Origin of the sequence: Nocardioides epinepheli, from assembly GCF_037936805.1 — a bacterium.
Taxonomy (GTDB): domain Bacteria; phylum Actinomycetota; class Actinomycetes; order Propionibacteriales; family Nocardioidaceae; genus Nocardioides.
Genome location: NZ_JBBMMC010000014.1, coordinates 36,452 through 63,213, shown reverse-complemented (window position 1 = coordinate 63,213; position 26,762 = coordinate 36,452). Strand labels below are relative to the sequence as shown.

Below are 26,762 nucleotides of genomic sequence, written 5' to 3'. Positions count from 1 at the left end.
CGTCTCACCCCTCCCGCATCGGGATCCGGACATCGCGCTCGGCGGCCACCTCGGCGGCCCGGTCGTACCCGGCGTCGACGTGCCGGATGACGCCCATGGCGGGGTCGTTGGTGAGCACCCGCTCGATCTTCTGCGCGGCCAGGTCGGTGCCGTCGGCGACACATACCTGCCCGGCGTGCAGCGAGCGGCCCATCCCGACGCCGCCGCCGTGGTGGAAGGAGACCCAGGTCGCGCCGGAGGCGGTGTTGACCAGGGCGTTGAGGATCGCCCAGTCGGCGATGGCGTCGGAGCCGTCGAGCATCGCCTCGGTCTCGCGGTAGGGCGAGGCGACCGACCCGCAGTCGAGGTGGTCGCGGCCGATGACGATCGGCGCCGACAGCTCGCCGGAGGCCACCATCTCGTTGAACTTCAGGCCGGCGAGGTGGCGTTCGCCGTAGCCGAGCCAGCAGATGCGGGCCGGCAGGCCCTGGTAGGAGACCCGCTCGCCGGCCATGGTGATCCACTTCCGCAGCCGCTCGTTGTCGGGGAAGAGCTCGAGGATGGCGCGGTCGGTGGCGGCGATGTCGGCCGGGTCGCCGGAGAGCGCGGCCCACCGGAAGGGCCCCTTGCCCTCGCAGAACAGCGGCCGGATGTAGGCCGGCACGAAGCCGGGGAACTCGAAGGCCCGGTCGTAGCCGCCCTTGCGGGCCTCGTCTCGGATCGAGTTGCCGTAGTCGAAGACCTCCGCGCCCTTGTCACCGAACTCGACCATCGCCCGCACGTGCGCGGCCATCGAGGCCTGGGCGTCCTTGGTGAAGCCGTCGGGGTCGCGCTCGGCGGCGTCGGCCCAGTCCTCGACCGAGACGCCGACCGGCAGGTAGCTCAGCGGGTCGTGGGCGGAGGTCTGGTCGGTCACGATGTCGATCGGGGCGTCCATCTCCAGCAGCAGCGGGAAGATCTCGGCGGCGTTGCCGAGCAGCCCGATCGAGAGCGGACGCCGCTCGTCGCGGGCCGCGACGGCGCGAGCGATCGCGTCCTCGACGGAGTCGGCCTGCTCGTCGAGGTAGCGGTGCTCGATGCGGCGGGTGATGCGCGACTGGTCGACGTCGACGCAGATGGCGACGCCGTCGTTCATGGTGACGGCGAGCGGCTGCGCGCCGCCCATGCCGCCGAGCCCGGCGGTGAGCGTGATCGTGCCGGCCAGGGTGCCCCCGAAGCGCTTGTCGGCCACGGCAGCGAAGGTCTCGAAGGTGCCCTGGAGGATGCCCTGGGTGCCGATGTAGATCCACGAGCCGGCGGTCATCTGGCCGTACATCGTCAGGCCGAGGTCCTCCAGGCGGCGGAACTCCTCCCAGTTGGCCCAGTCACCGACCAGGTTGGAGTTGGCGATCAGCACGCGCGGCGCCCACTCGTGGGTACGCATGACGCCGACCGGCCGGCCCGACTGCACGAGCATCGTCTCGTCGTCGGCCAGCGTGGTGAGCGTGCGCACCAATGCGTCGTAGGAGGCCCAGTCGCGCGCTGCCTTGCCGGTGCCGCCGTAGACGACGAGGTCCTCGGGACGCTCGGCGTTCTCCGGGTCGAGGTTGTTCATCAGCATCCGCAGCGGCGCCTCGGTCTGCCAGGAGCCGGCGGTGAGGTCGGTGCCGTGCGCTGCATGGATGGGCAGGCGGGGGTTGGCGTCTGGGGCGTTCATGCGAGGTCTCCGATCACTTCTTCGACGGCGGCGAGCACGGCCCCAGAGGCGACCAGCTCGACGACGGTCTCGATCTCCGGGGCCAGGTGACGGTCGGGGCCGGGGCCCGGCACCCCGGCGTCGTGGAGCAGGGCGATGACGGCGGCCGAGGCCGGCGACGGCTCCAGCGGAGCGCGCAGCTGGAGGGCGCGGGCCGCGGTAAGGATCTCGATGGCGATCACGCGGGTCAGGCCGTCCAGCGAGCGGCGCAGCTTGCGGGCCGCCGACCAGCCCATCGAGACGTGGTCCTCCTGCATGGCGCTGGAGGGGATGGAGTCGACCGAGGCGGGCGCGGCCAGTCGCTTGAGCTCGGACACGATCGCGGCCTGGGTGTACTGGGCGATCATCAGGCCGCTGTCCACGCCCGGGTCGTCGGCGAGGAAGGGCGGCAGCCCGTGGTTGCGGGCCTTGTCGAGGAAGCGGTCGGTCCGGCGCTCGCTCATCGAGGCGACGTCGGCGGCGGCGATCGCGAGGAAGTCGAGCACGTAGCCCACCGGCGCGCCGTGGAAGTTGCCATTGGACTCGACCCGTCCCTCCTCGGGCAGGACCACCGGGTTGTCGATCGCCGCCTGCAGCTCGCGCTCGGCGACCAGCGCGGCGTGCTCGGCGGTGTCGCGGGCGGCGCCGTGCACCTGCGGCGAGCAGCGCAGGGAGTAGGCGTCCTGGACGCGGTTGCAGTCGGGCCCGCGGTGCGAGGCGACGACGCCGGAGTCGGCCAGCACCCGGCGCAGGTTCACCGCCGAGGCGGCCTGCCCCGGATGGGGTCGCAGCGCCTGGAGCTCGGCGGCGAAGACCCGGTCGGTGCCGAGCTGGCCCTCGACCGACATCGCCGCGGCGATGTCGGCGGTGCGAAGCAGCCGGCCGAGGTCGTCGAGGGCCAGGACGAGCATCCCGAGCATGCCGTCGGTGCCATTGATGAGGGCCAGCCCCTCCTTGGCCACGAGGTCGACCGGCTCGAGGCCGGCCGCGGCGAGCGCGGCGGCGGCGTCGACGAGGTTGCCGTCGGCGTCGCGCACCTGGCCCTCCCCCATCAGCGCCAGCGCGCAGTGGGCGAGCGGGGCGAGGTCGCCCGAGCAGCCCAGCGAGCCGTACTCGTGGACCACGGGCGTGATGCCGTGGGTGAGCAGGTCGGCGAGCAGCTGCGCGGTCTCCCGGCGGACGCCGGTGTGCCCGGTGGCCAGCGTGGAGAGTCGCAGCAGCATCAGCGCCCGGGTGACCTCGCGCTCGACCTCCTCGCCCGAGCCGGCGGCGTGGGAGCGCACCAGCGAGCGCTGGAGCTGGGCGCGCAGGTCGGCGGGGATGTGCCGGGTGGCGAGTGCGCCGAAGCCGGTGGAGACGCCGTAGGTGGGGGTGGCCTCGGCAGCGAGCTCGTCGACGACGTCGCGGGCGCGATCGATGGCGGTCAGCGCCTCCTGGCTCAGCTCGACCCCGGCCCCGTCGCGGGCCACCGCGACCAGGTCGGCGAACGAGACGGGACCGGTCGAGACGACGACCGGGTCGGCGGAGGGGACGGGGGTGTCAGTCACCCGCCTATCCAAACGCCTCACCCACGAGAGGGCTAGTTCCGCACAAGTTACGCGCCAGTAGGATTGATCTCACCCCGAACACCTCGCGACGAACCGGCGCGCGCCCCCTAGGCTCGCAAGGGCTTCGGGGCGCACCGGAGCACCCGAGCACCTGGAGTACGTCGCATGCAGATCGTCGCCATCGTCATCGCCCTGGCACTCACGCTCGTCACCGTCGTGGCGGTGGTCGTCGCCGTCCGCAAGATGGTGGGGGTGATCAAGCAGGGCCAGCGCTCGATGAACCGGCACCAGGAGCCGGCCCGGCGCACGGTCACCATGCTCAAGGAGACCTTCCTACACACCCGGATGCTCCAGTGGCACTGGGTCGGGATGATGCACTGGTTCGTCTACGCCGGCTTCCTGATCCTCAGCTCGGCCGTGCTCACCGGCTACTTCCAGCTCTTCGACCCCGAGTTCGCGCTGCCGCTCATCGGCCACTTCTACCTGTTCGAGTGGGTGTGCGAGGCGATCGGCCTGCTCAGCACGGTCGGCATCGTCTTCCTGATCGTCTACCGCCAGATGTACAAGCCCAGCAAGCTCGGGCGGCGCAGCCGGTTCTTCGGCTCGAACATGGGTCAGGCCTACTTCGTCGAGGCGATGGCCCTGCTCGAGGGCTCTGCGATCCTGTTCATCCGGGGAGCGGAGTACAACCTCGGACAGACCACCGAGCACGCCGACCAGTTCACCCGGGGCCACTTCCCGATCAGCTCCTACGTCGGGGACCTGCTCTACCCCTCCGGCGCCGGGTCGAGGGACTCGCTCGAGAACATCATCATCCTCATCGCGCTGTTCAAGATCGTCCTGGCGATGGTCTGGCTGCTGGTCATCGCCCGCAACCTCACCATGGGCGTCGCCTGGCACCGCTTCACGGCCTGGCCGAACATCTGGTTCAAGCGCGACGCCTCAGGCCGCACCGCGCTCGGCGCGGTCAAGCCGCTGACCTACGAGGGCGTCGCGATCACCCTCGACGACATCGACGAGCTCGACGAGGACACCCCGCTCGGCGTCGGCGCCGTCGACGACTTCGCCTGGAAGGGCATCCTCGACTTCACCACCTGCACCGAGTGCGGCCGCTGCCAGTCGCAGTGCCCGGCGTGGAACACCGAGAAGCCGCTGTCCCCCAAGCTCCTCATGACGGCGCTGCGCAACAACGCCTACGAGAAGGCCGCCGGCGAGGAGTCCGCCGAGGCCCGCACCCTGATCGGCAAGGCCGAGGAGGGCGAGTGGTTCTACAACCCCGAGGGCGGCGACTTCGTCATCGACGCCGACGCCCTCTGGGCCTGCACCACCTGCGGGGCGTGCGTCCAGCAGTGCCCGGTCGACATCGAGCACGTCGACCACGTCGTCGACATGCGCCGCTATCAGGTGCTGGTGGAGTCGAACTTCCCCGCCGAGCTCAACGGGCTGTTCAAGGGCCTGGAGAACAAGGGCAACCCGTGGAACATGTCCGGCACCGCTCGCATGGACTGGGCCAAGGGCCTGGACTTCGAGGTCCCGGTGGTCGGAGACAGCATCGAGTCGCTCGACGAGGTCGACTGGCTGTTCTGGGTCGGCTGCGCCGGCGCCTACGAGGACCGCGCCAAGAAGACCACGCGTGCCGTGGCCGAGCTGCTCGACCTGGCCGGCGTCTCGTTCGGCGTCCTCGGCAACGGCGAGACCTGCACCGGTGACCCTGCCCGCCGGGCCGGGAACGAGTTCGTCTTCCAGGGCCTGGTGGCCCAGAACGTCGAGACGTTCCAGGAGTACCGGGTCAAGAAGGTGGTCTCCACCTGCGCCCACTGCTTCAACACGTTGAAGAACGAGTACAAGCACTTCGGGGTCGAGCTCGAGGTCGTGCACCACACCCAGCTCCTCAACCGGCTGGTCCGCGAGGGCAAGCTCACCCCGGTGCGCGACGGCGCCGGTTCGCACGAGCGCAAGATCACCTACCACGACCCGTGCTACATCGGACGCCACAACAACATCTACACCCCGCCCCGTGAGCTCCTCGAGGTCCTGCCGGGTGCCGACTTCGTCGAGATGCCGCGCCACGGCAAGCGCTCCTTCTGCTGTGGCGCCGGCGGCGCCCGGATGTGGATGGAGGAGAACATCGGCGAGCGGATCAACATCGACCGCACCAAGGAGGCCGTCGCCACCGGCGCCGACCAGATCGCCGTCGGCTGCCCGTTCTGCCGCGTGATGCTCTCCGACGGTCTCACCGCCGAGCAGGCCAAGGGCGAGGCGCGCGAGGAGGTCGAGGTCCTCGACGTCGCGCAGATGCTGCTGGCCTCGGTGAAGGGCCAGCAGGCCACCAAGCTCGCGCCGGGCGCCGGCGCGGCTGCCCCAGCCAAGGCCGCTCCCGACGCTGCCCCCGACGCCGCTCCCGCCGCCGCCCCGACCGCTACCGCCACCGTCGTGGAGGAGACCGAGGTCGTCGAAGAGGCTCCGGCCGCTCCCGCGCCTGCGCCGGGCTCGGGCGGATCGCTCTTCGACGACGGCGGCTCCATGTTCGACGAGCCGGCCGCCCCGGCGAAGCCGGCCGGCGACTCTCCCGCAGGCTCCGGCGGCTCGCTCTTCGACGCCGGTGAGCCCGAGGCTCCGGCGAAGCAGGCCGAGCCTGCCGCGTCAGGAGGGTCGCTGTTCGACGTCGCCGCCGACGAGCCCACCGACGGGCCCGAGAAGGCAGCGACACCGGAGAAGTCCGACGTCGATCTGTCCGGCGGCGGCTCGCTCTTCGACCTCGCCGAGCCCGAGGCCGCACCTGCGCCTGCGCCCCAGACGACGAGCGCTCCTGCTGCTCCTGCCTCGTCCGCTCCGGCCCCGGCCGCCGAGATCCCCGAGGGCGGATCGCTCTTCGATCTGGCCGCGCCTGAACCGACCCCGGCCGCGCCCAGCACCCCGGCCCCGGAGCCCGAGGCCCCCGCCGCCGCATCACCCACGCCCGCAGCCAAGCCCGCAGCCGCGCCCGCCCCGACCGCCGAGATCCCCGAGGGCGGCTCGCTCTTCGATCTGGCCGCGCCTGAACCGACCCCGGCCGCGCCCAGCACCCCGGCCCCGGAGCCCGCCGCACAACCCGAGGCCCCCGCCGCCGCGACACCCACGCCCGCAGCCAAGCCCGCAGCCGCGCCCGCGCCGACCACCGAGATCCCCGAGGGCGGCTCGCTCTTCGACATCGCCGCACCGGAGCCTGCGCAGGCGGCGTCCGCCCCGGCCGCCCCCCAACCGGACACTTCGACACCTGCCTCCCCCGAGCCCACCACCCCCGATGCCGAGACACCCCCGCAGGCCCCGTCCAAGCCCGCGACGGACACCACGGCTCGGACGCCTGGGGAGGCCACTGGAACGTCCACTGGCGCGGCCCCCGTCCCGGCCACCGCCATCCCCGAGGGCGGCTCGCTGTTCGACATCGCGGCGCCCGAGCCGAGCGCCCCGAAGGCCGACGAACCCGTCGGCACCACAGCCGAGACCGCTGCCGCGCCCGAGCCCCACGTCGAGACCGAGACCGTCACGGCAACGGAGACCGAGGAAGCGGAGCCGGAGCCGGCCGCCGAGGCGCCCTCGTCGCCGAGCGGCAAGGCTGCCCACCAGCCGCGCACCGACGTCGAGATCGGCGAGGGGTCCCTGTTCGACCTCTGACGTCACCCGACATCAGTCGTGACATCACGTGATGTCACAAAATCCTTGACTTGACATCACATTGATGTCATCGTGATGCACATGGACATCACCCCGTACGTCGACCACCTCCGCCGCGACCTCCTCGCAGCCGCTGACGGAGCCGGCGACGAGCTGCGCGGCGCGGCCGAGCGGCTGGGCTTCGCGCTCGATCCCGCCGCCCGACTGGCCCTCATGGAGGCGATCAGCCAGGCCTGCGCCGAGATCACTGCCGAGATGCCCGACGGCGGCGTCGACGTCCGGCTCGAGGGCCGCGACCTCGCCTTCGTCGTCGACTCGGCCGCCCCCGCACCCCCGAGTGCTCCCCTGCCGCCGACGCCCCCGTCCCCGCCGACTCCGCCGGCACCTCCCGGCGAGGAGGCCGAGGAGGGTGGCATGGCCCGGATCACCTTGCGGCTCCCCGAATCGGTCAAGGGCAAGGCCGAGGACGCCGCGGCTGCCGCCGGCCAGTCGCTCAACACCTGGCTGGTCACCGTCATCCGGGCCGCCACCCGAGGCGGGAACGACCGCGGCCCCGGAGCGGTCCACGTCGACGTCGACTTGTCCAGCATCTTCCGCGAGGGCTTCGGCGATCGCGGCAAGCGTGGCAACCGCCGGATGACCGGCTGGGTCTAGGAACCCGCACGCACCTCACCTCACCTCACCTCACCTCACGCAGCGATACCGATCGACCGGGTCCGGCACATGGCCGGCCCCGCGGACGAGCACACCCTCAACCAGACCTCAAGGAGCACCCTCATGACCGAGTACCAGTTCGAGACCCACCAGCCGATCAACCTCTACGTCGAGATCGGCAAGGGAGGCGTCGACCTCCATGCCGAGGACACCACCGAGACCAGGGTCGCGATCGTGGGTCCCGACGCCGACGACGTCCTCGTCGAGCTCGACGGCGACCAGCTCCGGATCATCGCCCCGCGTCAGCGCGGGGGACTCTTCGGCGGCGACCGGCGGCTCGACGTCACCGTCACCCTCCCCAGCCACAGCAACGTCGCCACCAAGCTCGGCAGCGCCGACCTGCGCAGCACCGGCACGATCGGCGCCTGCGACGTCCGCACCGGCTCCGGCGATCTCGTTCTCGATGAGATCGCCGGGGAGTCCCTCATCGAGAGCGGCTCCGGCGACGTCACCATCGACCGCGCCGACGAGCGGCTGCGGATCAAGAGCGGCTCCGGCGACATCCGGCTCGGCCACGCCGCGCAGGACGTCGTGATCTCCACCGGCTCGGGCGACGTCCAGATCCGCGAGGCCGACGGCCCCACCGCGGTGAAGACCGGCTCCGGCGACCTGAGCATCGGTCGTGCACTGACCGACGTCGGCCTCACCACCGGCTCGGGCGACCTGGAGATCAAGGCGATCGCCGCTGGACGGGTGCAGGTCAAGGGCGCCTCGGGCGACGTCCGGGTCGGCGTCCCGGCCGGCATCCCGGTGTGGACCGACGTCTCCACGGTCTCCGGTCGCATCCACTCCACCCTCGAAGGCGCCGGCGAGCCCGAGGAGGGCGCCGACTACGTCGAGCTGCGCGCCAAGACCGTCAGCGGCGACATCCTCCTCACCCAGGTCTGACCCCTCATCGAGTCCCACGTACCTCCAGGAGCCCCACCATGAACGACACCTCCCAGCTGCTCGACTACGAGCTGCGCCGCAACCACCACTCCCAGGCCACCCCGCTCGACGACCAGGACCGCGCCCGCGCCGACCTGCTCACCGCCCGCCGCCAGAGCCGGCGGCACCGCATGGCCGGCCGGATGCGCGCCCTCGCCGACCGCATCGACTCCTGACCGCCACGTCGCCGGAGGTTGAGCAAGCCTCCGCCAGCCAGCCGGAGGTTGAGCCGACGAAACCCCGGCAACCCTCCCTGCCAACTCTCCCGAGGTCGGTTGGGAGGGCTGGTCGCGGCCGGAGGTTGAGCAAGCGAGCGCCAGCGAGCGCCGACGAAACCCCGGCAACCTTCTCGCCTCAGGTTCCCAAGGCGAGTGCAAGGTTCGGTCGGCTCAGATCGGCGTGCGGTGGAAGTTCTGGAAGGAGCGTGACGGCGTCGGCCCGCGCTGGCCCTGGTAGCGCGAGCCGTAGCGCTGCGAGCCGTAGGGGTGCTCGGAGGGCGAGGTGAGCCGGAAGAAGCAGAACTGGCCGATCTTCATCCCGGGGTACAGCTTGATCGGCAGCGTGGCGACGTTGGCCAGCTCGAGCGTGACGTGCCCGGAGAAGCCCGGGTCGACGAAGCCGGCCGTTGCGTGGGTGAGCAGACCGAGCCGCCCCAGGGACGACTTCCCCTCCACCCGCGCGGCGAGGTCGTCGGGCAGCGAGACGACCTCGTAGGTCGAGCCGAGCACGAACTCGCCGGGGTGCAGGATGAACGGCTCGTCGCCGTCGGGCTCGACCATGCGGGTCAGGTCGGACTGGTCGGCAGCCGGGTCGATGTGGGGGTAGCGGTGGTTCTCGAAGACCCGGAAGTAGCGGTCCAGGCGCACGTCGATCGACGAGGGCTGCACCATCCCGGGATCCCAGGGGTCGAGCCCGATCCGCCCGGCATCGATCTCGGCGAGGATGTCGCGGTCTGACAGCAGCACGTCGGCAGCCTATCGAGCGGGTGCGGTGTCTCCGACTCGGTCCATCGCCTCGGCGAGATCGGTGAGCGCCTCGACGATCTCGCTCGCCCGGTCGCGACCCAGGTCCGCGACCAGCCGCTCGGCCGCCACGCGATGGGCCGGATCGATCCGGCGAACAGCATCCAGCCCGGCCGGAGTGACCTGCACCAGCTTCGCGCGAGCGTGGGCCGGGTTGTCGCGATACTCCGCCAGCCCGCGATCGACCAGGACGTCGGCGATGCGCTGCACGCTCTGGCGGGTCAGCCCCATCTCCCGGGCGATCGCCGACACCGAGCGCGACTCGCGCAGCACCGCGCCGAGCACCTGCCACCACGCGGCCGTCAGGCCGACCGGCCGGGCGAGCTCCTCGGCCAGGGCGAGGAACTGGCCGTTGAGCCGGAACGACGTCAGCGCGGCAGTGCTCAGCAGGTCCTGCTCCGGGTTCACGCCGACATCAGCTCGAAGTAGCCGGCCGGGTCGCCGTCGGCGTACAGCTTGGTCCACGAGTCGAGGACGCCGGGGTCGTGCGAGCCGAGGCGCTCGAAGACCGCCCGCGCGAACGCCACGGGCGCGATCCCGCTCGCGGTGACGAGGTCCCCGTCGACGACGGCCGGGACGCCGGCGTACCGGTCCGCGCCGGCATACCCGCTCGAGGCCAGGAACGAGGCGTCGTTGCTCGTGTGCGTGCGCTCGTCGAGAAGTCCCGCGACCGCGAGCGCGTACGTGGCGCCGCAGATCGCCGCCACCGGCGTCCCGGAGTCGAGGAAGCGCCGTGCCGCCTCGACGAATCCGGCGAGGGCGGGCGAGTCCCATGTCTCCCCGCCCGGCAGCACCAACATCGCGCTCTCGGCGGGATCCAGGTCGGCGAGGGTGAGGTCGGGCACGACGCGGAGCCCGCCCATGGTGGTGACCGGTTGATCGGTCGCGCCCACGTAGGCGATCTCCCACGTAGCGGACCGGTTCTGGAAGTGCCCGTTGCGCAGGTGTGCGGCGAGGTAGCCGATCTCCCAGTCGGCGAGGGTGTCGAAGACGGCGACATGAACGGTGCGGGCAGGAGGACTCTGGGTCATGACAGCAGACTGTCATTCTTGACAGCATCCTGTCAAGCGGAGAATGTGGGCATGCCCGACCGGTACCTGCGCTACGTCGCCCTCGGCGACTCCTTCACCGAGGGCGTCGGCGACCCCGACGCCAGTCGGCCCCACGGCGTCCGCGGCTGGGCCGACCGGGTCGCCGACGAGCTGGCGCGGGCGGAGCCCGACCTCGGCTACGCCAACCTCGCGATCCGCGGGCGCAAGCTGCGCCAGATCCTCGCCGAGCAGATCGAGCCGGCGATCGCCCTGGCTCCCGATCTGGTGACCATCTACGCCGGTGCCAACGACATCCTCCGCCCGCAGGTCGACCTCGACGCCCTGGTCGCCGAGTACGACGCCGCGCTCGGCCGGCTCGCCGCCACCGGCGCCCGCCTCCTGGTCTGGACTGCGTTCGACCCCGGCGGCTCGGCGACCTTCCGGCTCCTGCGCGGCCGGTTCGCGCTCTACAACGAGCTGGTCCGGGAGAGCGCCGACCGTCACGGCGCGACCATCGTCGACTTCTGGCGGATGCGCGAGTATCGGGACTGGGGACTGTGGGACGACGACCGGCTGCACATGGGACCCGCCGGTCACCAGCGCATGGCGATCGCCGTGCTCGACACCCTCGGCGTCGACCACGACCTCGAGCCCAGCCCGCCCGTCGTCCGCGCCCTCGCCGGGCGCCGTCAGGCCCTGCGCGAGAACGCCACCTGGGTGCGCACCTCTGCCGCACCGTGGGTCCACCGACGGCTCACCGGCCGCTCCTCCGGCGACGGACTCAGCCCTCGCCGGCCGACCCTGGCAAGGGTGCGATCCACGGTGGGATAAAGTCATCCGCACTGCGGATGTAGCTCAGTTGGTAGAGCGCGACCTTCCCAAGGTCGATGTCGCGAGTTCGAGTCTCGTCATCCGCTCCACTTTCTCCTCGCTCATGAGCGCATGGCCACGCCCTCGCGCCAGTAGCCCATGAACGCGACCTGGCTCCGGTCCAGGCCGAGATCCCTGACCAGGGCACGGCGGAGACCGGTGACGACCTTCGACTCACCGGCGATCCAGGCGTACAGGCCGGCATGGGCGCCGACGCCGACCGGCGCGGCCGCCGCCGAGGCCACCTCCTCGCCCGAGGACGAGTAGACCGGCGTCTCCCACAGGTCGGGATCGATCTCGTCCTCGGCGATCTCCGCGGGCCCGCCCGCGGTCGAGCCCCCACCGGCGAGGTGCGCCAGGACCGCCGCATGCAGATCCACCCCGCGGCCGCGACCATTGCGGGGTAGCCAGGTCACCTCAACACCGGGCGGGGCGGCCACGTCGTCGAGCACATCGGCGGCGTCCGGGACCTCCAGGTACACCGCCCCGATGGCGTCGTCGGGGAGCCCGCGCAGCACGCCCCGTACCGCCGGCACGGCGGTCTCGTCACCGACGAGCAGCAGCCGGCTCGCGGCGCCGGGCGCCCACTCGATGCCGCCGAACTCGTGCCCGCGGCGCGGCGCGATCACGACGAGCCGCTGACCGGGCTCGGCCGCCAGCGCCCACCGGTTGCCCACCCCGGCCATCGCGCCGCCCGCGCCGCCGTCCGCGGCGTCCGTGTCGTCCGTGTCGTCCTCATGCACGACGATGTCGACCACGAGCCGGGTGGACGCGCCGGAGCCGGTGACGTCGCCGATCGTGTAGGTACGCATCGCCCCCCGCTCCTCCTCCGGGATCGCCATCCACGTGCTCCACCAGTCCTCGGTCGCGTTCGCGAACGACGGCAACCGCCCGGCCGCGTTGGGGAAGATGATCTTGAACCGCTGGTCCAGCAACGGCCCGTCGACGCCGAGCTCGGCCAGCGCCTCGCCGGCGAGCTCGACTCGCACGAAGGCCGGGCTCAGCCTCTCCACGTGAGCGACCTCGAGCTCGGTCAGCAGCAGCGGCAGGCTGTCCACGTAGTCGTTGACGGTGTGGCTATCGGTGCTCATCGGGTCTCTTCCAGACTGTCGGTGGGAGTGGTCGAGGTCGTGGAGGCACCACGAGCCGCGCGCCGGCCGATGGGGACGACCAACGGGCTTCCGGTCACCGGATCGGCGATGATCCGGCTGTCCAGGCCGAAGACCGCTTCGACGATCTCGCTGGTCACGACCTCCTCCGGGGTGCCGGTCGCCACGATGCAGCCGTCCTTCATCGCGACCAGATGGTCCGCGTAGCGCGCCGCGAGGTTCAGTTCGTGCAGCACCATCACGATCGTGGTGCCCGAGGCCTCGTTGAGGTCGGCCAGCAGGTCGAGCATCTCGACCTGGTGGGCCAGATCCAGGTACGTCGTCGGCTCGTCGAGCAGCAGCAGATCGGTGCCCTGGGCCAGCGCCATCGCCAGCCAGACCCGCTGGCGCTGCCCGCCGGAGAGGTGGTCGACCGGGCGGTGGGCCAGGTCCAGGGTGTCGGTGACCGCGAGCGCCTCGGCCACGGCCTGCTCGTCGGCGGCGGTGAACCGCCCGAACACGCCCTGGTGCGGCTGGCGGCCGCGACTCACCAGGTCGGCCACGGTGACCCCTTCCGGTGTGACCGGCTGCTGCGGCAGCAGGCCGAGGGTTCGGGCCACCTCCTTGGTCGGTCGTCGATGGATCTCGTCGCCGTCGAGCAGGATCGCGCCGCCCCGGGGACGCAGCAGCCGGGCCATCCCCCGAAGCAGCGTCGACTTGCCACAGGCGTTGGCGCCGACCAGCACGGTGACCCGCCCGTCGGGGACGGCCAGGTCGAGAGACTCGATCACCGTGCGGTCGTCGTAGCCCAGGCTGACCTCGGCAGCGACGAGGCGCGAGGATGGTGAGGTCCGCGTCATGCGGTGCCCTTTCCGACCGCCCCGCGCGAGAGCAGCCACAATAGGAACGGGGCGCCGGTGGCGCCGGTGATGAGCCCGACCGGGACGTTGACGTCTCCGATCAGGTACTGGCCGATGTAGTCGGCGAGCAGCATCAGCACCGCTCCGACCAGTGCGGCGCCGAGGATCGTGTGTCGCCCGGCATTCAGTGCGCGTGCGATCGGCCCGGACATGAACGCCAGGAACGCGATGGGACCGGCGACTCCGACCGCGACCGCGATCAGCACCACGGCGACCGCGAGCAGCAGGTCCGGCACGTGCCGCCCGACGCCGAGGCCGGTGGCCAGCTCGTCCCCCAGCTGGGTGGCTCGCAGCGACGGCAGCAAGGCGACCAGGATCGGGATCGTGATCACCAGGCACGCGGCGAGCAGCCGGACGCGGCCCCAGTCCGCCGCCTGGAGACTGCCCGCCAGCCACTGCAAGGCCACCTGGACGTCGTACAGGGAGGCACGGCTCATCAGGTAGTGGACCACCGAGGCCAGGGCTCCGGTCAGGGTCACACCGACCAGGACGATCCGCTGGCCACCGGCACGCCCGCCGGCCAGTCGGATCACCGCGGCGGTGGCCAGCGCGCCCACGATCGCGAGCCCGGAGACCGAGGACCCCTTGAGGCCGAGGATCAGCACCCCCCACACCGCGGCGACGCTCGCCCCCATGGTGACCCCGAGCAGGTCCGGGCTGGCCAGCGGATTGCGCAAGGTGATCTGGAAGATCGCTCCGCTGGCGCCGAAGCAGAGCCCGACCAGGATCGCGAGCAGCGCCCGCGGGAGTTTGGACTCCATCAGCAGGTACGACGCCACCGGGATGTCGGCTCCGAAGAGGATCCGGAAGAAGTCGACGATCGTGTAGGTGTAGTCGCCCAGCAGCACGTTCGCGGCGAACGCCGCGACCAGGAGCACCGAGAGTGTCGCGAGCACGAGGCGCAGCCGGCGTCGCGGTCCGCGTCGCGCCCGACGGAGGACGACGCGCGGATCCTGGTCGAGCGAGGCCTGCTGGCTCGTGGCGCTCACAGCTTCGCCACCCGCCCGCTACGGACCAGCACGAGGATCGCGACGACGCCGATCACCGACGACGTCAGCCCGACCGGGACCTCGGTCGGCGGCAGCAGCACCCGCCCGAGGGTGTCGGCCACGACGACCAGCACCGCGCCGTAGCCCGCGCTGAACGCGACCACCCGCCGATAGTCCGCCCCGACCATCCGGCGGACGACGTGCGGGACGACCAGGCCGATGAACGCGATCGGGCCGGCCACGGCGGTACCGGTGCCCGCAAGGAGGACGACCGCGACGCCGACCAACACCCGGTCCCGCGCGGTCCGCCGGCCCAGGCCGCGAGCCAGGTCGTCGCCCAGCGCGAACGAGTTGAGGGCGCCCGCCATCACGACGGCGAGCAACGCCCCGACGGCGAAGGCAGGGAGGGCCGCCAGCAGGACGTCGGGGTCGCGGCCGGCCACCGAGCCCACCTGCCACCGCCGGATTTGTTCGACCGCACCTCGGTCGACGAGCAGCAGGCCGGTGGTCCAGCTGGTCAACCCGGCGGCCAGCGCGGCACCGGCGATCGTCAGCTTCACCGGCGTCGCCCCGCCGTACCCGATGGTGGCGACCAGGTGGACGACGACGGCGGCGAGCGCGGCGCCGAGGAACCCGAACCACAGATAGCCGGCCAGGCTGCTCACTCCGAGGAACGAGATCGCGGTCACCATGGCGAACGCGGCGCCCGCATTCACGCCGAGCAGTCCCGGGTCCGCGAGCGGATTGCGGGTCAGCCCCTGCATCAGCGCCCCCGCGATCGCGAACGCCGCGCCGATCACCAGACCCGCCCAGGTGCGGTCCCACCGCTTGGCGAAGACGGCGTGGTCGGGGTCGGCGGCGTCGAGGATCGCCACCGGGGAGACCAGTCGCGAGCCGATCAGCACCGAACAGATCACCGCGAGCAGTAGAGCCACGGCCAGCAGCGCGACCTGCCGGCTCAGTGCACGGCGCACACCGGCGGGGGCCGGCGAGCCGGCAAGCGAGGCGGGCGAGGGGCTAGGCGCCGGCACCGTCGATCGCCGCTGCGACCTTGGGCACGAAGTGCTCCATGGCGTAGGGGATCGACAGCGGCGACGGCGCCGACATCGGCAGCGCGATCGTGTGGTCGACCTCCGCGTAGAGATGACCGCCGGCGATCGCCGGGATCTGGGAGTAGAGCGGATCTGCGGTGATGGTCTCGATCTCCGCCTCGCTCTCCACGTCGGTCAGCAGCGCATCGGCGTCGATGTCGGCGGCTCGCTCGGAGGAGATGGTCTGGTAGAAGACGTCCTCGGGCACGACCTCACTCACGATGGCGGGGGTCTCGATGCCCAGCTCGGCCAGCAGCTTCGGCCGGTTCTCCTCGGCGTTGTAGAAGCCGATCGTGGAGGTGTCGGCCGGGTTGAGGTAGGCGTAGGCGACGCTGGCGCCCTCCAGCTGAGGGTGTTCGGTGCGGGCGTCCTCGATGGCGCCCTCGGTCTCGGCGATGACCTCAGTCGCCCGGGTGCTGCGTCCCAGCGACTGACCGACCAGCTCCACGGTGTCGCGCCACAAGGTGAACCAGGGCGCGCCTGGGTAGCCGACGACCGGGATGCCGGCGTTGGTGAGCTTCTTGAAGTCGGCCGGGGTCAGCGCGCCGCCGGTGCCCACCACCAGGTCGGGCGCCATGGTGATGATCTCGTCGACGGGGACGCCGTCGGTCATGTCGAGGGTCGCGGGCGCCTCGGCGCCGTCGATCTCGGCGAGCGCCTCGTCGAACCAGACGGTCGAGCCGGCCTCGGTGCCTCCCCAGACCACCTTCTGCATCGCGATCGGCACCACTCCGAGGGAGAGCACGGCGTCGGCGTCGACGTAGTCGATCGTGACGACGCGCTCGGGCTCCTCGGCGATCTCTGCGACGCCGAGGCTGGACTCGACGGTCACCGGGAAGGCGTCGGCGTCGACCTCGGTGGTCGGCTTGGCGGCGTCCTGCTTCTCGGAGGTGGAGCCCGTGCTGCACGCAGCCAGGGCGGGTAGTGCGACGGCGGCGGCAGCAGCCACCACGGCGAGCCGGCGCAGGAGCGGGCGGTGTGTCACGGGCGATCCTTACGAGAGACAGCGGGGCGCGAACAACCTAAGGGTAGCCTTACCTCATTCGCGCACCGGGTGCTGCTCACACATACGGCCGGGTGAGCAGCTCGACCAGGTGCCCGCCCGGATCGAGGACGTAGATCGCCCGTCCGCCGTCCTCGTGCCGGACCTCGTTGAGCTGCGTGCGCTGCGGATCTCCCCAGTAGTCGCTGCCGGTCTCGTCCAGCCAGGCGAGCGACCGGTCGAGGTGGTCGTCGTCGACGAGGAAGGCGAAGTGCAGCGCGTCGAAGACGGTTGGCGGCTTGGCGAACTGCAGGAGCACGCCGTCACTCATGATCAGATTGGCGAACGGCCCCCACGACGCAGCGTCGTCGATCTCCAGGAGGTTCCGGTAGTACGCCGCCGAGGCGGCGGCGTCGTGAGCAGGGATGATGATGTGGTTGAAGGTGGCGGTCATCGGCTTCCATTCGTCGGGCTTCGTCCGGCGTCGGCGGGCTTCGTCGGCTTGGCAGGGCTGCGGGCTGCTCATGCCGACGGCGGAGCGCGCGGGCTCGCCGGGTCAGCCGGCGTGGCGCCGCGCGGAGCGCCCAAGAGCTTTCGCCACGCGTCACCAGACATGCGGGATCGATGGGTGCGGCGAGGTCATCGTCGTCTCCCGGGGCCCGACGCCTCCATGCCTGACAGGGACTGCCACCGGCACGCGACGTTGCCGTCACGCTACCGCAGTTGTCCGCCCCCGGCCTGCCCCAACGGATCCGCGGACCCGCAGGGATCGGCCCGACTACGTCGGTAGCCGCCGCTAGAGTCGCCGCAGAACATGCCTGAGGGGAGGGAGCCCAGATGGTGACACGAGTCGCCGCGTCTCCCGACCTCCTGACGTGGGCCGCGGGAAGCGCCGGGTGGGACGATGAGACCGCCCACCGCCGCGCACCAAACTTGGCCGCCTGGCTGAGTGGCAGCAAGCCCACCGTCAAGCAACTGGAGAAGTTCGCTCACGACACTCACGCGCCGTTCGGGCTCCTCTTCCTCGATCAGCCGCCCGAGGAGCGCAGCCCGATCCCCGACATGCGCATGCTTCGCAACGAGAGCATCCGTCAACCGTCTACGGACCTCCTCGGCACGATCTATCTGTGCTATCTGTGCGTTCCGCTGCGAAACTGCCGACGTGGATCTTCACTTGCGTGAGGCGACCCCCGCGGACGCCGAAGGGGTCGCCCGGGTGTACGTCGAGTCGTGGAACGACGGCTTCACGGACCTGATGCCGCCGCGCGTGCTTGACGCTGCGCAGATTGCTCGCTGGTCGCGAGACCTAGACGCCGAGCTCGTGCGTTGGCAGCTGGTCGAAAGTGGCGGGTCCGTCGTCGGCTTTGTGGGTACGGGACCGAGTCGCTATCCGATTGACCCTGACCTCGGAGAGCTCGACACCATCGCTGTCGCGCCCTCCGCCTGGCGTCGCGGGGTGGGGCGTCGGCTCATGGATGCCGCCCTCGATGACCTGCGTGGCGGAGGCTACGGCCAAGCCATCCTCTGGACGCTCGCCGACTACGAACGAGGGCGCACTTTCTACGAGGCCACTGGTTGGCACTCCTCCGGTGAGGTTCGCGACTCTGGGCGGGAGGTCGCCTTCCGTCATGTTCTCCTCGGTTGACCGCTCACCGGCACGCCTGTAGACGCTGCAGCGTGAGCGGGCGCCAATGGGACCACACCCAGTTAGACCCATACGCTCCTCGCATGTCCTCGTTTACCGGGTTCCCCGTAGCGGCCCTCGACTTCTACGACGACCTCGAGATGGACAACACCAAGTCGTTCTGGGAGGCGCACAAGGCGGTGTACGACGAGTCGGTGCGGCAGCCGTTCATCGCACTCACCGCGGCCCTCGAACCCGAGTTCGGCAAGGCCAAGATCTTCCGGCCCTACCGCGACGTCCGGTTCGCCAAGGACAAGACGCCCTACAAGACCCACCAGGGCGCCTTCGTGGCCGCCGGTCCGGCGATGGGGTGGTACGTCGAGCTGTCCCCGCGCGGCGTCCGGGTCGGCGGCGGCTTCTACGAAGCGAGCGGTGCTCGCTTGGCGGCCATCCGGGACGCGATCGCCGACGACCGGACCGGTCGCACACTACGCCGAACCCTCACCACCTTGGAGAAGGCCGGCTACGAGCTCGGCGGCGACCGGCTCAAGACGACGCCGCGCGGCTACGACGCGGACCACCCGCGCATCGAGCTGCTGCGCCACAAGCAGGTGATCCTCGGCCGCTCCTACGGCTTCGAGAAGGTCATCCACACCCCGGCGATGCTCACGATCATCCGCGACGACTGGCGCGCCCTGCGGCCGCTGGTCACCTGGCTTCAACGCGCCGTCGCCGGCGTGCCCGAGGATGCGCGCGATCGCAGATGACCCAGGGCGCTAGTGTCATGTCAGGTTGTTGCACTGACAGGACACTAGCTGGACGCGGACCACTCGTACTTGCCTCGATCCAGCTCGTCCTTGTGATCGGAGATGGCCGAGTGCGACGAGATGTCGGAGTCCTCGACCCAGCCGGCGGCGATGGCCAGTCGGCGCCCAGCCTCCACCAGTTCTCGAGCCGACCCTGTGGCCATCGCGTCGAGGTCGGACATCCGGGCGTTCCAGGGTGTGTGGGGTCCAATCGACCCGTAGCCGATGTTCTGCTCCCGGCTCCAGATCCCGCTGCCCGTCTGGCCGGAGGCGAGGTCGGCGGCGTCGAGGAATGCGCCGGCGATGGTGGGGACGTCGCGCGTGCCGATGGTGCGGACCATGTCGACGTTGATCCGGATCTCCGCAGCCTTGGCGAAGGTCTCGTCGACGCCGGCGCCGGGGTGGATGTGGAAGTCCTCGGCATTGCGGCTGCCGATGATCTCCCCCAGCTTCCGCATCTTCTTCGCGATCTCCTGCTCCTCGTTGAAGATGGCCGACTCCAGGTCACTGACCGCCTTCTCGATGTTGGCGAGCACCTCCATCGCGCTGCCACCGGAGATCGTGGACTCCTTCTTCTCGGTGGTCTGCTCCGGGATCACCTCCTGGAGGAAGCCGATTCCGGCGGAGAGGCCGTCCATCAAGATGCCCAGACTGGCCGGCGTGAAGACTTTCACCAGGTCGACGAACGCCTTGACGACCCCGAGGTCGATGGTGCCGCCTCCGCCACCGTCCCAGCGCAATGCCTCGGCACCGTCGACAGCGATGGCCATCAGGTCGGCCCGCGCCTTGGTCCATACCTGCTCCTCGCCCGCTACCGCGAGGCCGAGCCCGGCGGCTACCTGGGCCTGGTTGGTCATCACGCCGGTGATCCGGCCGACCCCGTAGGCGGAGTCGAAGGCGAATAGGAGGTCGGACGATGCCTGCTGACCCTGCGGGCTCACCCACTTGTTCATCAGCTCGATCGCGCTCTGCACCTTCACGTCGACGAACGAGTAGCTCCCGTCCTGCTGCTCATCCGGAGTCAGTTCGTCGACGACGTCGGCGAGCACACCCTTCACCGCCGCGAAGTCTGCCGGGTCCGGCAGGGTCCGCCAGCCGAGGAATGCCTTGTTGACGCGGTCGATGATCGGCTCGTAGATGTCGACGTACGGGTCGAGCTCGTAGACCTGGTACAAGAGGTAGCCCTCCTGCTCGTCCTTGACGTACCGCGCGCCGGGCGGGATCCGAGCGGTCCGCGTCTGGGACATCATGTTGAACCGCAGTTGGATGGTGCCCGCATGCGCCGCACTCACCCGCGGTAGGCGCGTGTCCCAACCGCTGCCTTCGAATCCGTCCGTGGGCGTGCCGATCCACTCGTGCTCGAAGAGATAGGTCTGGATCGCGTTGTCCAGCATCTTCTTCATCTGCTCACCGACCGCATCGAAGCTGTAATCGGTCACTGAGTTCTCCTCCTGCGATGGATGGCATACATCAAGCGGCTATCTACCCGCGTCTCAGAGCGACAAACCCCTGCCCCCCTGCCGGACACCCAGAGAACGGCACCTGGGCACGCCCTGTTCACCCCGTGCTCACCCGACGCCCACACGGTGGCGTCATGGTGCGTAGGCGTTCGGCAGTCCTCCACATCGGCCTGAACGACGGATCGGGCGACGTCATCGCCGCAGCGCTCGAGCAGCATGGCCATGCCCTGCAGGAACTGGGGGTGCGCAAGGCCACCTGGCCGTGTTCCGCAGGGCTCTCGGCGTCAGTCGATCGCACACACCCCGGACGAGACACCCTCGTGATGAGCCGACCGCTCCTCGCCACGTCGGGTCGCGACTACGCGCGCAGGTTGGTGTCCGCGTGGGACGGACTCGACGTCCACATCGTGCTCACCTGCGCCCGCGCGTCGGGCTCGGAGCCGGTCGACCGCCTGGCCGCGGCGCTCGAGATCTGGTCGCCCCTGGCGAGCGGGCCCGACCGGGTGCACCTGATCCTCGCCGACGACGACGCGGCCACCTGGCGCTCGTTCGGGCGGATCGCCGGATTCGGCACCGCCTCCCTCGAGGTGCCGCCGCCATCGCGACTCCAGGTCGCGACCACAGCCGACCGTCGCCCCGAGATCGAACGGCTGCGCCGCGCGTCGGCGGCAGCGGAGCGACGTGCGGTACCCCACCCGCGGCGGGGGAGGCGGCCTCGCCGGCTCTCCCCCACCGGGTGATCATCGGTTGATCAGTCGAACCAGACGTCGCTGCGCACGATCCGCTCGGCGTCCGGCAGCGAGATCGCGGGCGCGGCGAGGGTCGGCGCGACGTCCTTGCCGTCGGGGGCGTTGTAGGAAAGCACGGTGACCACGTAGCCGCGGGTCCAGAAGGTTGCTCCTTGTGCGATCACCCCATCTGCATGGTCGGGACCGCTGCGCAACAGCACACCTGCGTCGACCTGCACGCACTCGCCCCGCGCGGGCGCGGCTGCGCCGGGCGGCCGGTACGAGGGGTCGAGCGCCTTCTCGCACGAATCGAGCGGGTCGGCGTCGCCGGCAGAGCGCTCGATGCCGAAGGTGGTGAGGGTGCCGTCCCACAGGAAGTGGACGATCTTCCGCTCGGGCTCGTCGACGAACTGGAACGTGCCGCCCGTCTGGACGGCGCCGAGGTCACCCTCGCCGATCAGCTCGGCGATCCGGGCCGGGGCGTCTCCCGCGCTCACGGCGAGGTCGTAGGACGACTGGGTCGGCGCGGGTGCCCCGGCGGACTCCAATCCGTCTGCCGGCGCGGAGCCGCGGTCGGCGACGGCGACCGGGGTCGGCGCGTCATCGTCCAGGATGCCCGGCCCAACGCTCGCCACGGCGCCGATGACGCCGACCGCGGCGACCGTGGCGAGCGAGGTTCCGATGCGGCGCCGCCGGCGAAGGGTCCGGCCTCGTGCGGCGCCGCCGCGCACCAGGCGCTCGACGTCGGGCATGAGGTCGTCGGTCGCCGCGCGCACACCGTGTCGTACGGCGGGGTCGAGGGTCGTGTCGAGATCGTGGTCGGTCATGGCTTGCTTACCTTCTCGGGATCGGATGGCGTGATGGCGAGTGAGCGCTCCACGACCGGGCGCAGGCGCGCGGCGGCTCGGCTGCTGCGAGTCCGTACGGCTCCCGCGCTGGTGCCCATCTGCTCCGCGGTCTCGGCGACGCTGAGATCCTCGAGGTAGCGCAGCACCAGCACCGTGCGATCGGCCGGCTCGAGGTCGGCGAGGGCAGCGAGCAGGACCGCCCGGTCCTCGCGATCGAATCCGTCCGCGACCGGCGGCTCGGGGAGGACGTCGGTCGGTCGTTCGGTGCTGCTGCGCCGACGTCGCGCGCTCAAGAACGTGCGGGTCAGCGTGGTCTGGGCATAGGCCGCCGGATTGTCGAGCCGGCGGCCCCAACGCGATCCCCACCGCGCGTAGACCTTGGCCAGAGTCTCCTGGACGAGGTCCTCGGCGAGGTGGTGATCGCCGCACAAGAGCCAGGCAGAGCGGTAGAGCCCGGGCGTTCGCGCTCGGGCGAACTCCTCGAACTCCGCGTCGCGCTCACTGGCCCGGTCGGTCATGCTCACTCCTGGTGAATCGGCGTCACCCTCTCGACGCCGTGAGCACCCGATCCGTTACACCGCCTGCCAGAACGGTTGGGCCGATGAGTCAGTGCGGCTGCCAGGCGTCGTCGTCGGCGGTGCGGGAGGTGACCGCCTTCGGGAGCTTGCCGTCGGCGAGCTGCTGGATCGAGACCTGCTCGAAGACGTCCCGGAGCGAGCGCCGGGCCGCGATCCACACGTGCTGGAGGACGTCGGCGGAGTCGTTGTAGGTCACCGACTCCGGCCGCAGACCGTAGACCGACACCAGCGGGCCGTCGACGGCGCGGATCACGTCGGCGACCGAGACGTCGTCGGCCGAGCGGCCCATCCGCCACCCGCCGGACTGGCCACGCTGGGACATCACGATGCCCGCACGGCGCAGGTCGGCGAGGATCGCCTGGAGGAATCCGTGCGGGATCTCCTGGAGTCGGCCGAGCTCCTCGGCACTGACCGCCTTGCCGTCGGCGCGACCCGCCATCTCGATGAGGGCGCGCAACGCGTAGTCGGACTTGGCGGAAACTCGCATGAGGCCAGTGTGTCAGATATGTCGGGTCGAACACTCGACATGGTGGGCATCGTGGCACGTCGGCGGCACGTCATGGACTCCGATCCACAGGGCCGAGATCCAGGTCACCAATCCCGGGGTCTTCTTGCCTGGCTCCGACAGGCCTTCTATCATCAAGTTACTGATCGGTATCCTTACCAGTAACCCAAGCGGTTGAGGCACATCCGGACGCACCGGCCGTCGACGCGGCGGCCATGAGCAGCAAGGGACGGTGGGCAGTGAGCCACTACAAGAGCAACCTTCGCGACATCGAGTTCAACCTCTTCGAGGTGCTCGGACGCGACGAGATCCTGGGCACCGGACCATTCGCGGAGATCGACAGCGACACCGCTCGCTCCATCCTCGGCGAGATCGAGCGCCTCTCCCGCGAGGACCTCGCGGCGTCCTACGAGGACAGCGACCGCAACCCCCCCGTCTTCGATCCCGCCACCCACACCGCGCCCGTCCCGGAGTCGTTCAAGAAGAGCTACGACGCCTGGATGGACTCCGAGTACTGGCGCCTGCAGATCTCCGAGGAGCTCGGCGGCACGCCGGCGCCGTCCTCGCTCGTGTGGGGCTTCGGCGAGATGGTGCTCGGAGCGAACGCGCCCGTGTGGATGTATGCCGCAGGCCCGGCGTTCGCGGGTGTCGTGCACCGCAACGGCAACGAGCGCGACAAGCAGATCGCCCAGATCATGGTCGACCGGCAGTGGGGCACCACCATGGTGCTCACCGAGCCCGACGCGGGCTCCGACGTCGGCGCCGGGCGCACCAAGGCCACGCTCAACGACGACGGCTCGTGGAACATCGAGGGCGTCAAGCGATTCATCACCTCCGCCGAGCACGACATGAGCGAGAACATCATGCATCTCGTGCTCGCTCGTCCGGTCGGCGTCGAGGGTGCGGGCGGCCCCGGGACCAAGGGGCTGAGCCTGTTCCTCGTGCCGAAGTACCACTTCGACCACGAGACCGGCGAGCTCACCGGCGAGCGCAACGGCGCCTACGTCACCAATGTCGAGCACAAGATGGGGATCAAGGTCTCCAACACCTGCGAGGTCACCTTCGGTGACGCCTCGATCGGCGGCGGCGAGCCGGCCCGCGGCTGGCTCCTGGGCGAGGTGCACAACGGCATCGCGCAGATGTTCCAGGTCATCGAGAACGCCCGGATGATGGTCGGCACGAAGGCCATCGCCACCCTCTCCACCGGCTACCTCAACGCGCTCGAGTTCGCCAAGGAGCGCCAGCAGGGCGCGGACCTCACCCAGTCCGGCGACAAGACCGCGCCGCGGGTCACGATCACCCACCACCCCGACGTCCGGCGCTCGCTGATGGTGCAGAAGTCGTTCGCCGAGGCGATGCGCGCCCTCGTGCTCTACACGGCGTCCTGGCAGGACCGGATCCAGATCGCCGAGCACGCCGGCGACGCCGACTCCGACGACGTCCGCCTGGCGCACGCGGTCAACGACCTGCTGCTCCCGATCGTCAAGGGCTACGGCTCGGAGCGCTCGTGGGTGCTGCTCGGCACCGAGTCGCTCCAGACGTTCGGCGGCTCGGGCTTCCTGCAGGAGTACCCGATCGAGCAGTACGTGCGCGACGCGAAGATCGACACGCTCTACGAGGGCACCACCGCGATCCAGGGCCAGGACTTCTTCTTCCGCAAGATCGTCAAGGACCAGGGCCGTGCGCTCGGAGCGGTCGCTGCCGAGATCCAGGCCTTCCTCGCCGCCGAGGGCGGCAACGGCCGCCTCAAGAACGAGCGAGCACTGCTCGCCACCGCGCTCGAGGACGCCAACGCGATGGTCTCCCACCTCATCAACGAGCTCATGTCGTCGCAGGACGACGTCCGCAACATCTACAAGGTCGGCCTCAACACCAGCCGAATCCTGATGGTGCTCGGCGACGTCGTGTGCGCCTGGCTCATGCTGCGCGGCGCCGACGTCGCACTCGGCAAGCTCGCCGGCGAGGTCTCGGAGAAGGACAAGGCGTTCTACGAGGGCAAGGTCGCCGCGGCCCAGTTCTTCGCGCAGTACAACCTGCCGAAGATCTCCGCCGAGCGCGCCATCGCCGAGGCCACCGACCTCTCGCTGATGGACCTCGACGAGGCGGCTTTCTGAGCACGGCGGATCGGTCGCCGGCCCGGCCCGTCGTGACCGACGGGCCGGGTCAACGTCTCATGACGAGCTCGGATAGCTCTGATCAAGGACGTCCGTAGGGCGGGACGGGGTCGACCGGCGCACCGGGAGGGGGCACGTAGTCAAGCTCGGCTCGAACCTCGTCGCGCACCTTGCGCGCGGCAGCCTCAGACTCTTCGTCGGCTGCTTCGACCTCGCCGATAGCGGCCTGTAAAGCCGTAGCGCTCTGCAAGAGCTCGTAAGCGGTGTCCGAGCACAGGTACTCGGCATTGGCGACCAGCTCGGCCCAGCTCGGGTAGAAGCCCTGATGCGTGAGACCGATAAGGCCCTCGCGCTGCCATGCGTGCGGAGTCTTGGCCGGATCGAGCGCGGCCGCGGCGGTCAGGTTGCCGGCGATCCGGGGGAGGGTCTTCTTGGCGATGTGCTTGACGTCATCGGGTTCGACGTCAATGAGGTCCGTCCTCAGTTCGCCCGACGGGACGGTCGGCAAGTCGGGGGCCTTCAGGTCGAACGCGTGTGGGAAGTCTGCGTAGTACTTCAATGCCTCATTGATCGCCTCGTAAAGCTTGGCCTCCTGGTCGATGATCGCCAGGTTCAACTGGCGCAGCCCCTCGACCACCTGTTCCCAACAGGCTGCGGGATCTTGGGCTCCGAACTTGATCGGCTCCGGCTTCGGCGGCTCCGTCGTCCCGATCAGGGTTGCGAGTCCACTTAGGATCGTCCCCGCCCCGGCGAGAATAGGCTTTGCAGGCGTCGGGAACACCGCAGCGATGCCAGCGATCGTTCCCAGCGTCTTGAGCAGCGAGGACCAACTCCCACCGCCGCCGGCGTACCGCGCATTGATCATCGCCTTAAGTGCATTGTCGGCGAGCTCACAGACATCGCTACGAGCGTTCACCCACGCCAGGCGCTCACCAACAACCGAGATACTTGCCAAGGCCAGCATCTCGTACTGGCCGTGGACAACCGAAGGAAGCGGGAACGCGTACTTCTCCATGAAGTCGTTCCAGAACTCGCTCGACATCGTCGAGCCCTTCTCCCTCAGGTAACTCAAGCTCTCCATGGCGGGATTGCCGATCTTGGTGACGGCGTTGTCCCCATCGGTCGTCACCGAGATCTCCCAGGCATTGTCGGCCAAGGTTCGGGTGGCGGCGTCGAAGGCTTCTGGATCTGGCAACGACAGCCATGGCTCGAATACCGTCCGGATCGTCGTCTCCCAGTGACCGTAGATGTCGCGTCCGACATTGGTTCCGTCGTTGAACTCGACCGGCTTCCCATCACCGTCGGTGACCTGTCCCCCCGCAGAGCGCGGGTTTCCCGGAGGGGCAATATGCCAATAGCCGTCGCCGGTTCCGCCGCGCCAGTTCTTGAACCCCTGCGTGACGTCGCCCTCCCACTGAGCATTCGACATGTGCGATTCGATCGCCGCATCGATGATCTTCTCGACCGTTCCTGGGAGAGTGTCGTAGGTGGTCATGTCTACTCCTGAGCCCCGAGATGGAAATGATGGAAGGCTCATTGCCATGGACCGCGGCGCGTAAACCGGATGACCA

The 26,762-nt window shown here is 70.2% G+C and carries 26 protein-coding genes and 1 tRNA gene; 11 read left to right on the top strand and 16 right to left on the bottom strand.

What is annotated here, in order from left to right; genetic code table 11:
- Positions 1 to 4 precede the first annotated feature (4 nt).
- A complete protein-coding gene (gene hutU, locus WMR31_RS17595) occupies positions 5 to 1,675 on the bottom strand; it encodes a urocanate hydratase (protein WP_340540185.1) in 1,671 nt (556 codons plus the stop codon).
- Entirely contained in the window at positions 1,672 to 3,240 is a 1,569-nt protein-coding gene (gene hutH / locus WMR31_RS17590; RefSeq protein WP_340540184.1) for a histidine ammonia-lyase, read from the bottom strand. Before hutH ends, hutU begins: the two co-directional genes overlap by 4 nt.
- Before the next feature lie 165 nt (positions 3,241 to 3,405).
- Between hutH and WMR31_RS17585 the strand changes: the two genes are divergently transcribed.
- The 4 genes from WMR31_RS17585 to WMR31_RS17570 all read left to right on the top strand — a co-directional run bounded on the left by WMR31_RS17585 (position 3,406) and on the right by WMR31_RS17570 (position 8,711).
- On the top strand, positions 3,406 to 6,894 hold the full coding sequence (locus WMR31_RS17585; RefSeq protein WP_340540183.1) for a (Fe-S)-binding protein: 3,489 nt from the start codon (positions 3,406 to 3,408) through the stop codon (positions 6,892 to 6,894).
- Between the two features lie 81 nt (positions 6,895 to 6,975).
- The gene (locus WMR31_RS17580; RefSeq protein ID WP_340540182.1) at positions 6,976 to 7,548 is read left to right on the top strand and encodes a pilus assembly protein HicB; all 573 of its coding nucleotides are present in this window, start codon (positions 6,976 to 6,978) and stop codon (positions 7,546 to 7,548) included.
- A 123-nt stretch (positions 7,549 to 7,671) separates the two neighbouring features.
- Positions 7,672 to 8,496, top strand: a complete 825-nt coding sequence (locus WMR31_RS17575; RefSeq protein ID WP_340540181.1) for a DUF4097 family beta strand repeat-containing protein — start codon at positions 7,672 to 7,674, stop codon at positions 8,494 to 8,496.
- 38 nt (positions 8,497 to 8,534) lie between these two features.
- Positions 8,535 to 8,711: a hypothetical protein gene (locus WMR31_RS17570; protein ID WP_340540180.1), complete on the top strand. Its 177-nt coding sequence runs from the start codon at positions 8,535 to 8,537 to the stop codon at positions 8,709 to 8,711.
- A 213-nt stretch (positions 8,712 to 8,924) separates the two neighbouring features.
- Here the strand turns inward: WMR31_RS17570 and dcd are convergent, their stop codons facing one another.
- Genes dcd through WMR31_RS17555 form a run of 3 tightly spaced genes read right to left on the bottom strand, consistent with a single transcriptional unit; the run spans position 8,925 to position 10,588 of the window.
- A complete protein-coding gene (dcd, locus tag WMR31_RS17565) occupies positions 8,925 to 9,500 on the bottom strand; it encodes a dCTP deaminase (protein ID WP_340540179.1) in 576 nt (191 codons plus the stop codon).
- 9 nt (positions 9,501 to 9,509) lie between these two features.
- Positions 9,510 to 9,965 carry a MarR family winged helix-turn-helix transcriptional regulator gene (locus WMR31_RS17560; protein WP_340540178.1) on the bottom strand — a complete coding sequence of 152 codons (456 nt, stop codon included), beginning with the start codon at positions 9,963 to 9,965 and terminating at the stop codon, positions 9,510 to 9,512.
- Positions 9,962 to 10,588: a DJ-1/PfpI family protein gene (locus tag WMR31_RS17555; RefSeq protein ID WP_340540177.1), complete on the bottom strand. Its 627-nt coding sequence runs from the start codon at positions 10,586 to 10,588 to the stop codon at positions 9,962 to 9,964. The genes WMR31_RS17560 and WMR31_RS17555 overlap by 4 nt, the downstream gene beginning before the upstream one ends.
- 51 nt (positions 10,589 to 10,639) lie before the next feature.
- Here WMR31_RS17555 and WMR31_RS17550 point away from each other — a divergent pair, with 51 nt between their 5' ends.
- Together WMR31_RS17550 and WMR31_RS17545 are read left to right on the top strand one after the other, a co-directional pair.
- Entirely contained in the window at positions 10,640 to 11,419 is a 780-nt protein-coding gene (locus tag WMR31_RS17550; RefSeq protein ID WP_340540176.1) for an SGNH/GDSL hydrolase family protein, read from the top strand.
- Positions 11,420 to 11,432: 13 nt separating this feature from the next.
- A tRNA-Gly gene (locus WMR31_RS17545) sits at positions 11,433 to 11,508 on the top strand.
- A gap of 12 nt (positions 11,509 to 11,520) precedes the next feature.
- Here the strand turns inward: WMR31_RS17545 and WMR31_RS17540 are convergent.
- The 6 genes from WMR31_RS17540 to WMR31_RS17515 form a co-directional block, all read right to left on the bottom strand.
- Positions 11,521 to 12,549 carry a siderophore-interacting protein gene (locus WMR31_RS17540; RefSeq protein WP_340540175.1) on the bottom strand — a complete coding sequence of 343 codons (1,029 nt, stop codon included), beginning with the start codon at positions 12,547 to 12,549 and terminating at the stop codon, positions 11,521 to 11,523.
- Positions 12,546 to 13,406 carry an ABC transporter ATP-binding protein gene (locus WMR31_RS17535; RefSeq protein ID WP_340540174.1) on the bottom strand — a complete coding sequence of 287 codons (861 nt, stop codon included), beginning with the start codon at positions 13,404 to 13,406 and terminating at the stop codon, positions 12,546 to 12,548. Before WMR31_RS17535 ends, WMR31_RS17540 begins: the two co-directional genes overlap by 4 nt.
- Complete coding sequence (locus WMR31_RS17530; protein ID WP_340540173.1) at positions 13,403 to 14,455, bottom strand: FecCD family ABC transporter permease; 1,053 nt, start codon at positions 14,453 to 14,455, stop codon at positions 13,403 to 13,405. The genes WMR31_RS17535 and WMR31_RS17530 overlap by 4 nt, the downstream gene beginning before the upstream one ends.
- Positions 14,452 to 15,429 (bottom strand): FecCD family ABC transporter permease, encoded by a 978-nt coding sequence (locus tag WMR31_RS17525; RefSeq protein WP_340540172.1) that lies wholly within the window; start codon positions 15,427 to 15,429, stop codon positions 14,452 to 14,454. Before WMR31_RS17525 ends, WMR31_RS17530 begins: the two co-directional genes overlap by 4 nt.
- A gap of 43 nt (positions 15,430 to 15,472) precedes the next feature.
- The gene (locus WMR31_RS17520; protein ID WP_340540171.1) at positions 15,473 to 16,531 is read right to left on the bottom strand and encodes an ABC transporter substrate-binding protein; all 1,059 of its coding nucleotides are present in this window, start codon (positions 16,529 to 16,531) and stop codon (positions 15,473 to 15,475) included.
- Between the two features lie 76 nt (positions 16,532 to 16,607).
- A complete protein-coding gene (locus WMR31_RS17515; RefSeq protein WP_340540170.1) occupies positions 16,608 to 16,982 on the bottom strand; it encodes a VOC family protein in 375 nt (124 codons plus the stop codon).
- Between the two features lie 383 nt (positions 16,983 to 17,365).
- On the opposite strand from WMR31_RS17515, the gene WMR31_RS17510 reads away from it, so the two are divergent.
- The 3 genes from WMR31_RS17510 (at position 17,366) to WMR31_RS17500 (ending at position 18,919) form a co-directional block, all read left to right on the top strand.
- Positions 17,366 to 17,710 carry a hypothetical protein gene (locus WMR31_RS17510; RefSeq protein ID WP_340540169.1) on the top strand — a complete coding sequence of 115 codons (345 nt, stop codon included), beginning with the start codon at positions 17,366 to 17,368 and terminating at the stop codon, positions 17,708 to 17,710.
- Positions 17,691 to 18,173 carry a GNAT family N-acetyltransferase gene (locus tag WMR31_RS17505; protein WP_340540168.1) on the top strand — a complete coding sequence of 161 codons (483 nt, stop codon included), beginning with the start codon at positions 17,691 to 17,693 and terminating at the stop codon, positions 18,171 to 18,173. Before WMR31_RS17510 ends, WMR31_RS17505 begins: the two co-directional genes overlap by 20 nt.
- Before the next feature lie 83 nt (positions 18,174 to 18,256).
- A complete protein-coding gene (locus WMR31_RS17500) occupies positions 18,257 to 18,919 on the top strand; it encodes a DUF2461 domain-containing protein (protein WP_340540167.1) in 663 nt (220 codons plus the stop codon).
- Between the two features lie 44 nt (positions 18,920 to 18,963).
- On the opposite strand, the gene WMR31_RS17495 is transcribed toward WMR31_RS17500, so the two are convergent.
- The gene (locus WMR31_RS17495; RefSeq protein WP_340540166.1) at positions 18,964 to 20,397 is read right to left on the bottom strand and encodes a hypothetical protein; all 1,434 of its coding nucleotides are present in this window, start codon (positions 20,395 to 20,397) and stop codon (positions 18,964 to 18,966) included.
- 344 nt (positions 20,398 to 20,741) lie between these two features.
- Between WMR31_RS17495 and WMR31_RS17490 the strand changes: the two genes are divergently transcribed.
- A complete protein-coding gene (locus WMR31_RS17490; RefSeq protein ID WP_340540165.1) occupies positions 20,742 to 21,158 on the top strand; it encodes a hypothetical protein in 417 nt (138 codons plus the stop codon).
- Positions 21,159 to 21,169: 11 nt separating this feature from the next.
- Here WMR31_RS17490 and WMR31_RS17485 read toward each other — a convergent pair whose 3' ends face one another.
- The 3 genes from WMR31_RS17485 to WMR31_RS17475 all read right to left on the bottom strand — a co-directional run bounded on the left by WMR31_RS17485 (position 21,170) and on the right by WMR31_RS17475 (position 23,059).
- Complete coding sequence (locus WMR31_RS17485) at positions 21,170 to 21,973, bottom strand: hypothetical protein (RefSeq protein ID WP_340540164.1); 804 nt, start codon at positions 21,971 to 21,973, stop codon at positions 21,170 to 21,172.
- Entirely contained in the window at positions 21,970 to 22,512 is a 543-nt protein-coding gene (locus WMR31_RS17480; protein ID WP_340540163.1) for a SigE family RNA polymerase sigma factor, read from the bottom strand. The genes WMR31_RS17485 and WMR31_RS17480 overlap by 4 nt, the downstream gene beginning before the upstream one ends.
- An 88-nt stretch (positions 22,513 to 22,600) precedes the next feature.
- Positions 22,601 to 23,059: an RrF2 family transcriptional regulator gene (locus tag WMR31_RS17475; protein ID WP_340540162.1), complete on the bottom strand. Its 459-nt coding sequence runs from the start codon at positions 23,057 to 23,059 to the stop codon at positions 22,601 to 22,603.
- Positions 23,060 to 23,316: 257 nt separating this feature from the next.
- Between WMR31_RS17475 and WMR31_RS17470 the strand changes: the two genes are divergently transcribed.
- Positions 23,317 to 25,191, top strand: coding sequence for an acyl-CoA dehydrogenase (locus WMR31_RS17470; RefSeq protein WP_340540259.1), 1,875 nt, complete (start codon positions 23,317 to 23,319; stop codon positions 25,189 to 25,191).
- 82 nt (positions 25,192 to 25,273) lie between these two features.
- On the opposite strand, the gene WMR31_RS17465 is transcribed toward WMR31_RS17470, so the two are convergent.
- Positions 25,274 to 26,686 carry a hypothetical protein gene (locus WMR31_RS17465; protein ID WP_340540161.1) on the bottom strand — a complete coding sequence of 471 codons (1,413 nt, stop codon included), beginning with the start codon at positions 26,684 to 26,686 and terminating at the stop codon, positions 25,274 to 25,276.
- Positions 26,687 to 26,762 lie beyond the last annotated feature (76 nt).

Excerpts from the sequence above, each read along its gene's own strand:
- hutU (WP_340540185.1), bottom strand. The coding sequence starts at position 1,675 with ATGAACGCCCCAGACGCCAACCCCCGCCTGCCCATCCATGCAGCGCAC.
- WMR31_RS17585 (WP_340540183.1), top strand. The coding sequence starts at position 3,406 with ATGCAGATCGTCGCCATCGTCATCGCCCTGGCACTCACGCTCGTCACC.
- WMR31_RS17580 (WP_340540182.1), top strand. The coding sequence starts at position 6,976 with ATGGACATCACCCCGTACGTCGACCACCTCCGCCGCGACCTCCTCGCA.
- WMR31_RS17575 (WP_340540181.1), top strand. The coding sequence starts at position 7,672 with ATGACCGAGTACCAGTTCGAGACCCACCAGCCGATCAACCTCTACGTC.
- WMR31_RS17570 (WP_340540180.1), top strand. The coding sequence starts at position 8,535 with ATGAACGACACCTCCCAGCTGCTCGACTACGAGCTGCGCCGCAACCAC.
- WMR31_RS17555 (WP_340540177.1), bottom strand. The coding sequence starts at position 10,588 with ATGACCCAGAGTCCTCCTGCCCGCACCGTTCATGTCGCCGTCTTCGAC.
- WMR31_RS17550 (WP_340540176.1), top strand. The coding sequence starts at position 10,640 with ATGCCCGACCGGTACCTGCGCTACGTCGCCCTCGGCGACTCCTTCACC.
- WMR31_RS17540 (WP_340540175.1), bottom strand. The coding sequence starts at position 12,549 with ATGAGCACCGATAGCCACACCGTCAACGACTACGTGGACAGCCTGCCG.
- WMR31_RS17535 (WP_340540174.1), bottom strand. The coding sequence starts at position 13,406 with ATGACGCGGACCTCACCATCCTCGCGCCTCGTCGCTGCCGAGGTCAGC.
- WMR31_RS17515 (WP_340540170.1), bottom strand. The coding sequence starts at position 16,982 with ATGACCGCCACCTTCAACCACATCATCATCCCTGCTCACGACGCCGCC.
- WMR31_RS17510 (WP_340540169.1), top strand. The coding sequence starts at position 17,366 with ATGGTGACACGAGTCGCCGCGTCTCCCGACCTCCTGACGTGGGCCGCG.
- WMR31_RS17500 (WP_340540167.1), top strand. The coding sequence starts at position 18,257 with ATGTCCTCGTTTACCGGGTTCCCCGTAGCGGCCCTCGACTTCTACGAC.
- WMR31_RS17490 (WP_340540165.1), top strand. The coding sequence starts at position 20,742 with ATGAGCCGACCGCTCCTCGCCACGTCGGGTCGCGACTACGCGCGCAGG.
- WMR31_RS17485 (WP_340540164.1), bottom strand. The coding sequence starts at position 21,973 with ATGACCGACCACGATCTCGACACGACCCTCGACCCCGCCGTACGACAC.
- WMR31_RS17480 (WP_340540163.1), bottom strand. The coding sequence starts at position 22,512 with ATGACCGACCGGGCCAGTGAGCGCGACGCGGAGTTCGAGGAGTTCGCC.
- WMR31_RS17475 (WP_340540162.1), bottom strand. The coding sequence starts at position 23,059 with ATGCGAGTTTCCGCCAAGTCCGACTACGCGTTGCGCGCCCTCATCGAG.
- WMR31_RS17465 (WP_340540161.1), bottom strand. The coding sequence starts at position 26,686 with ATGACCACCTACGACACTCTCCCAGGAACGGTCGAGAAGATCATCGAT.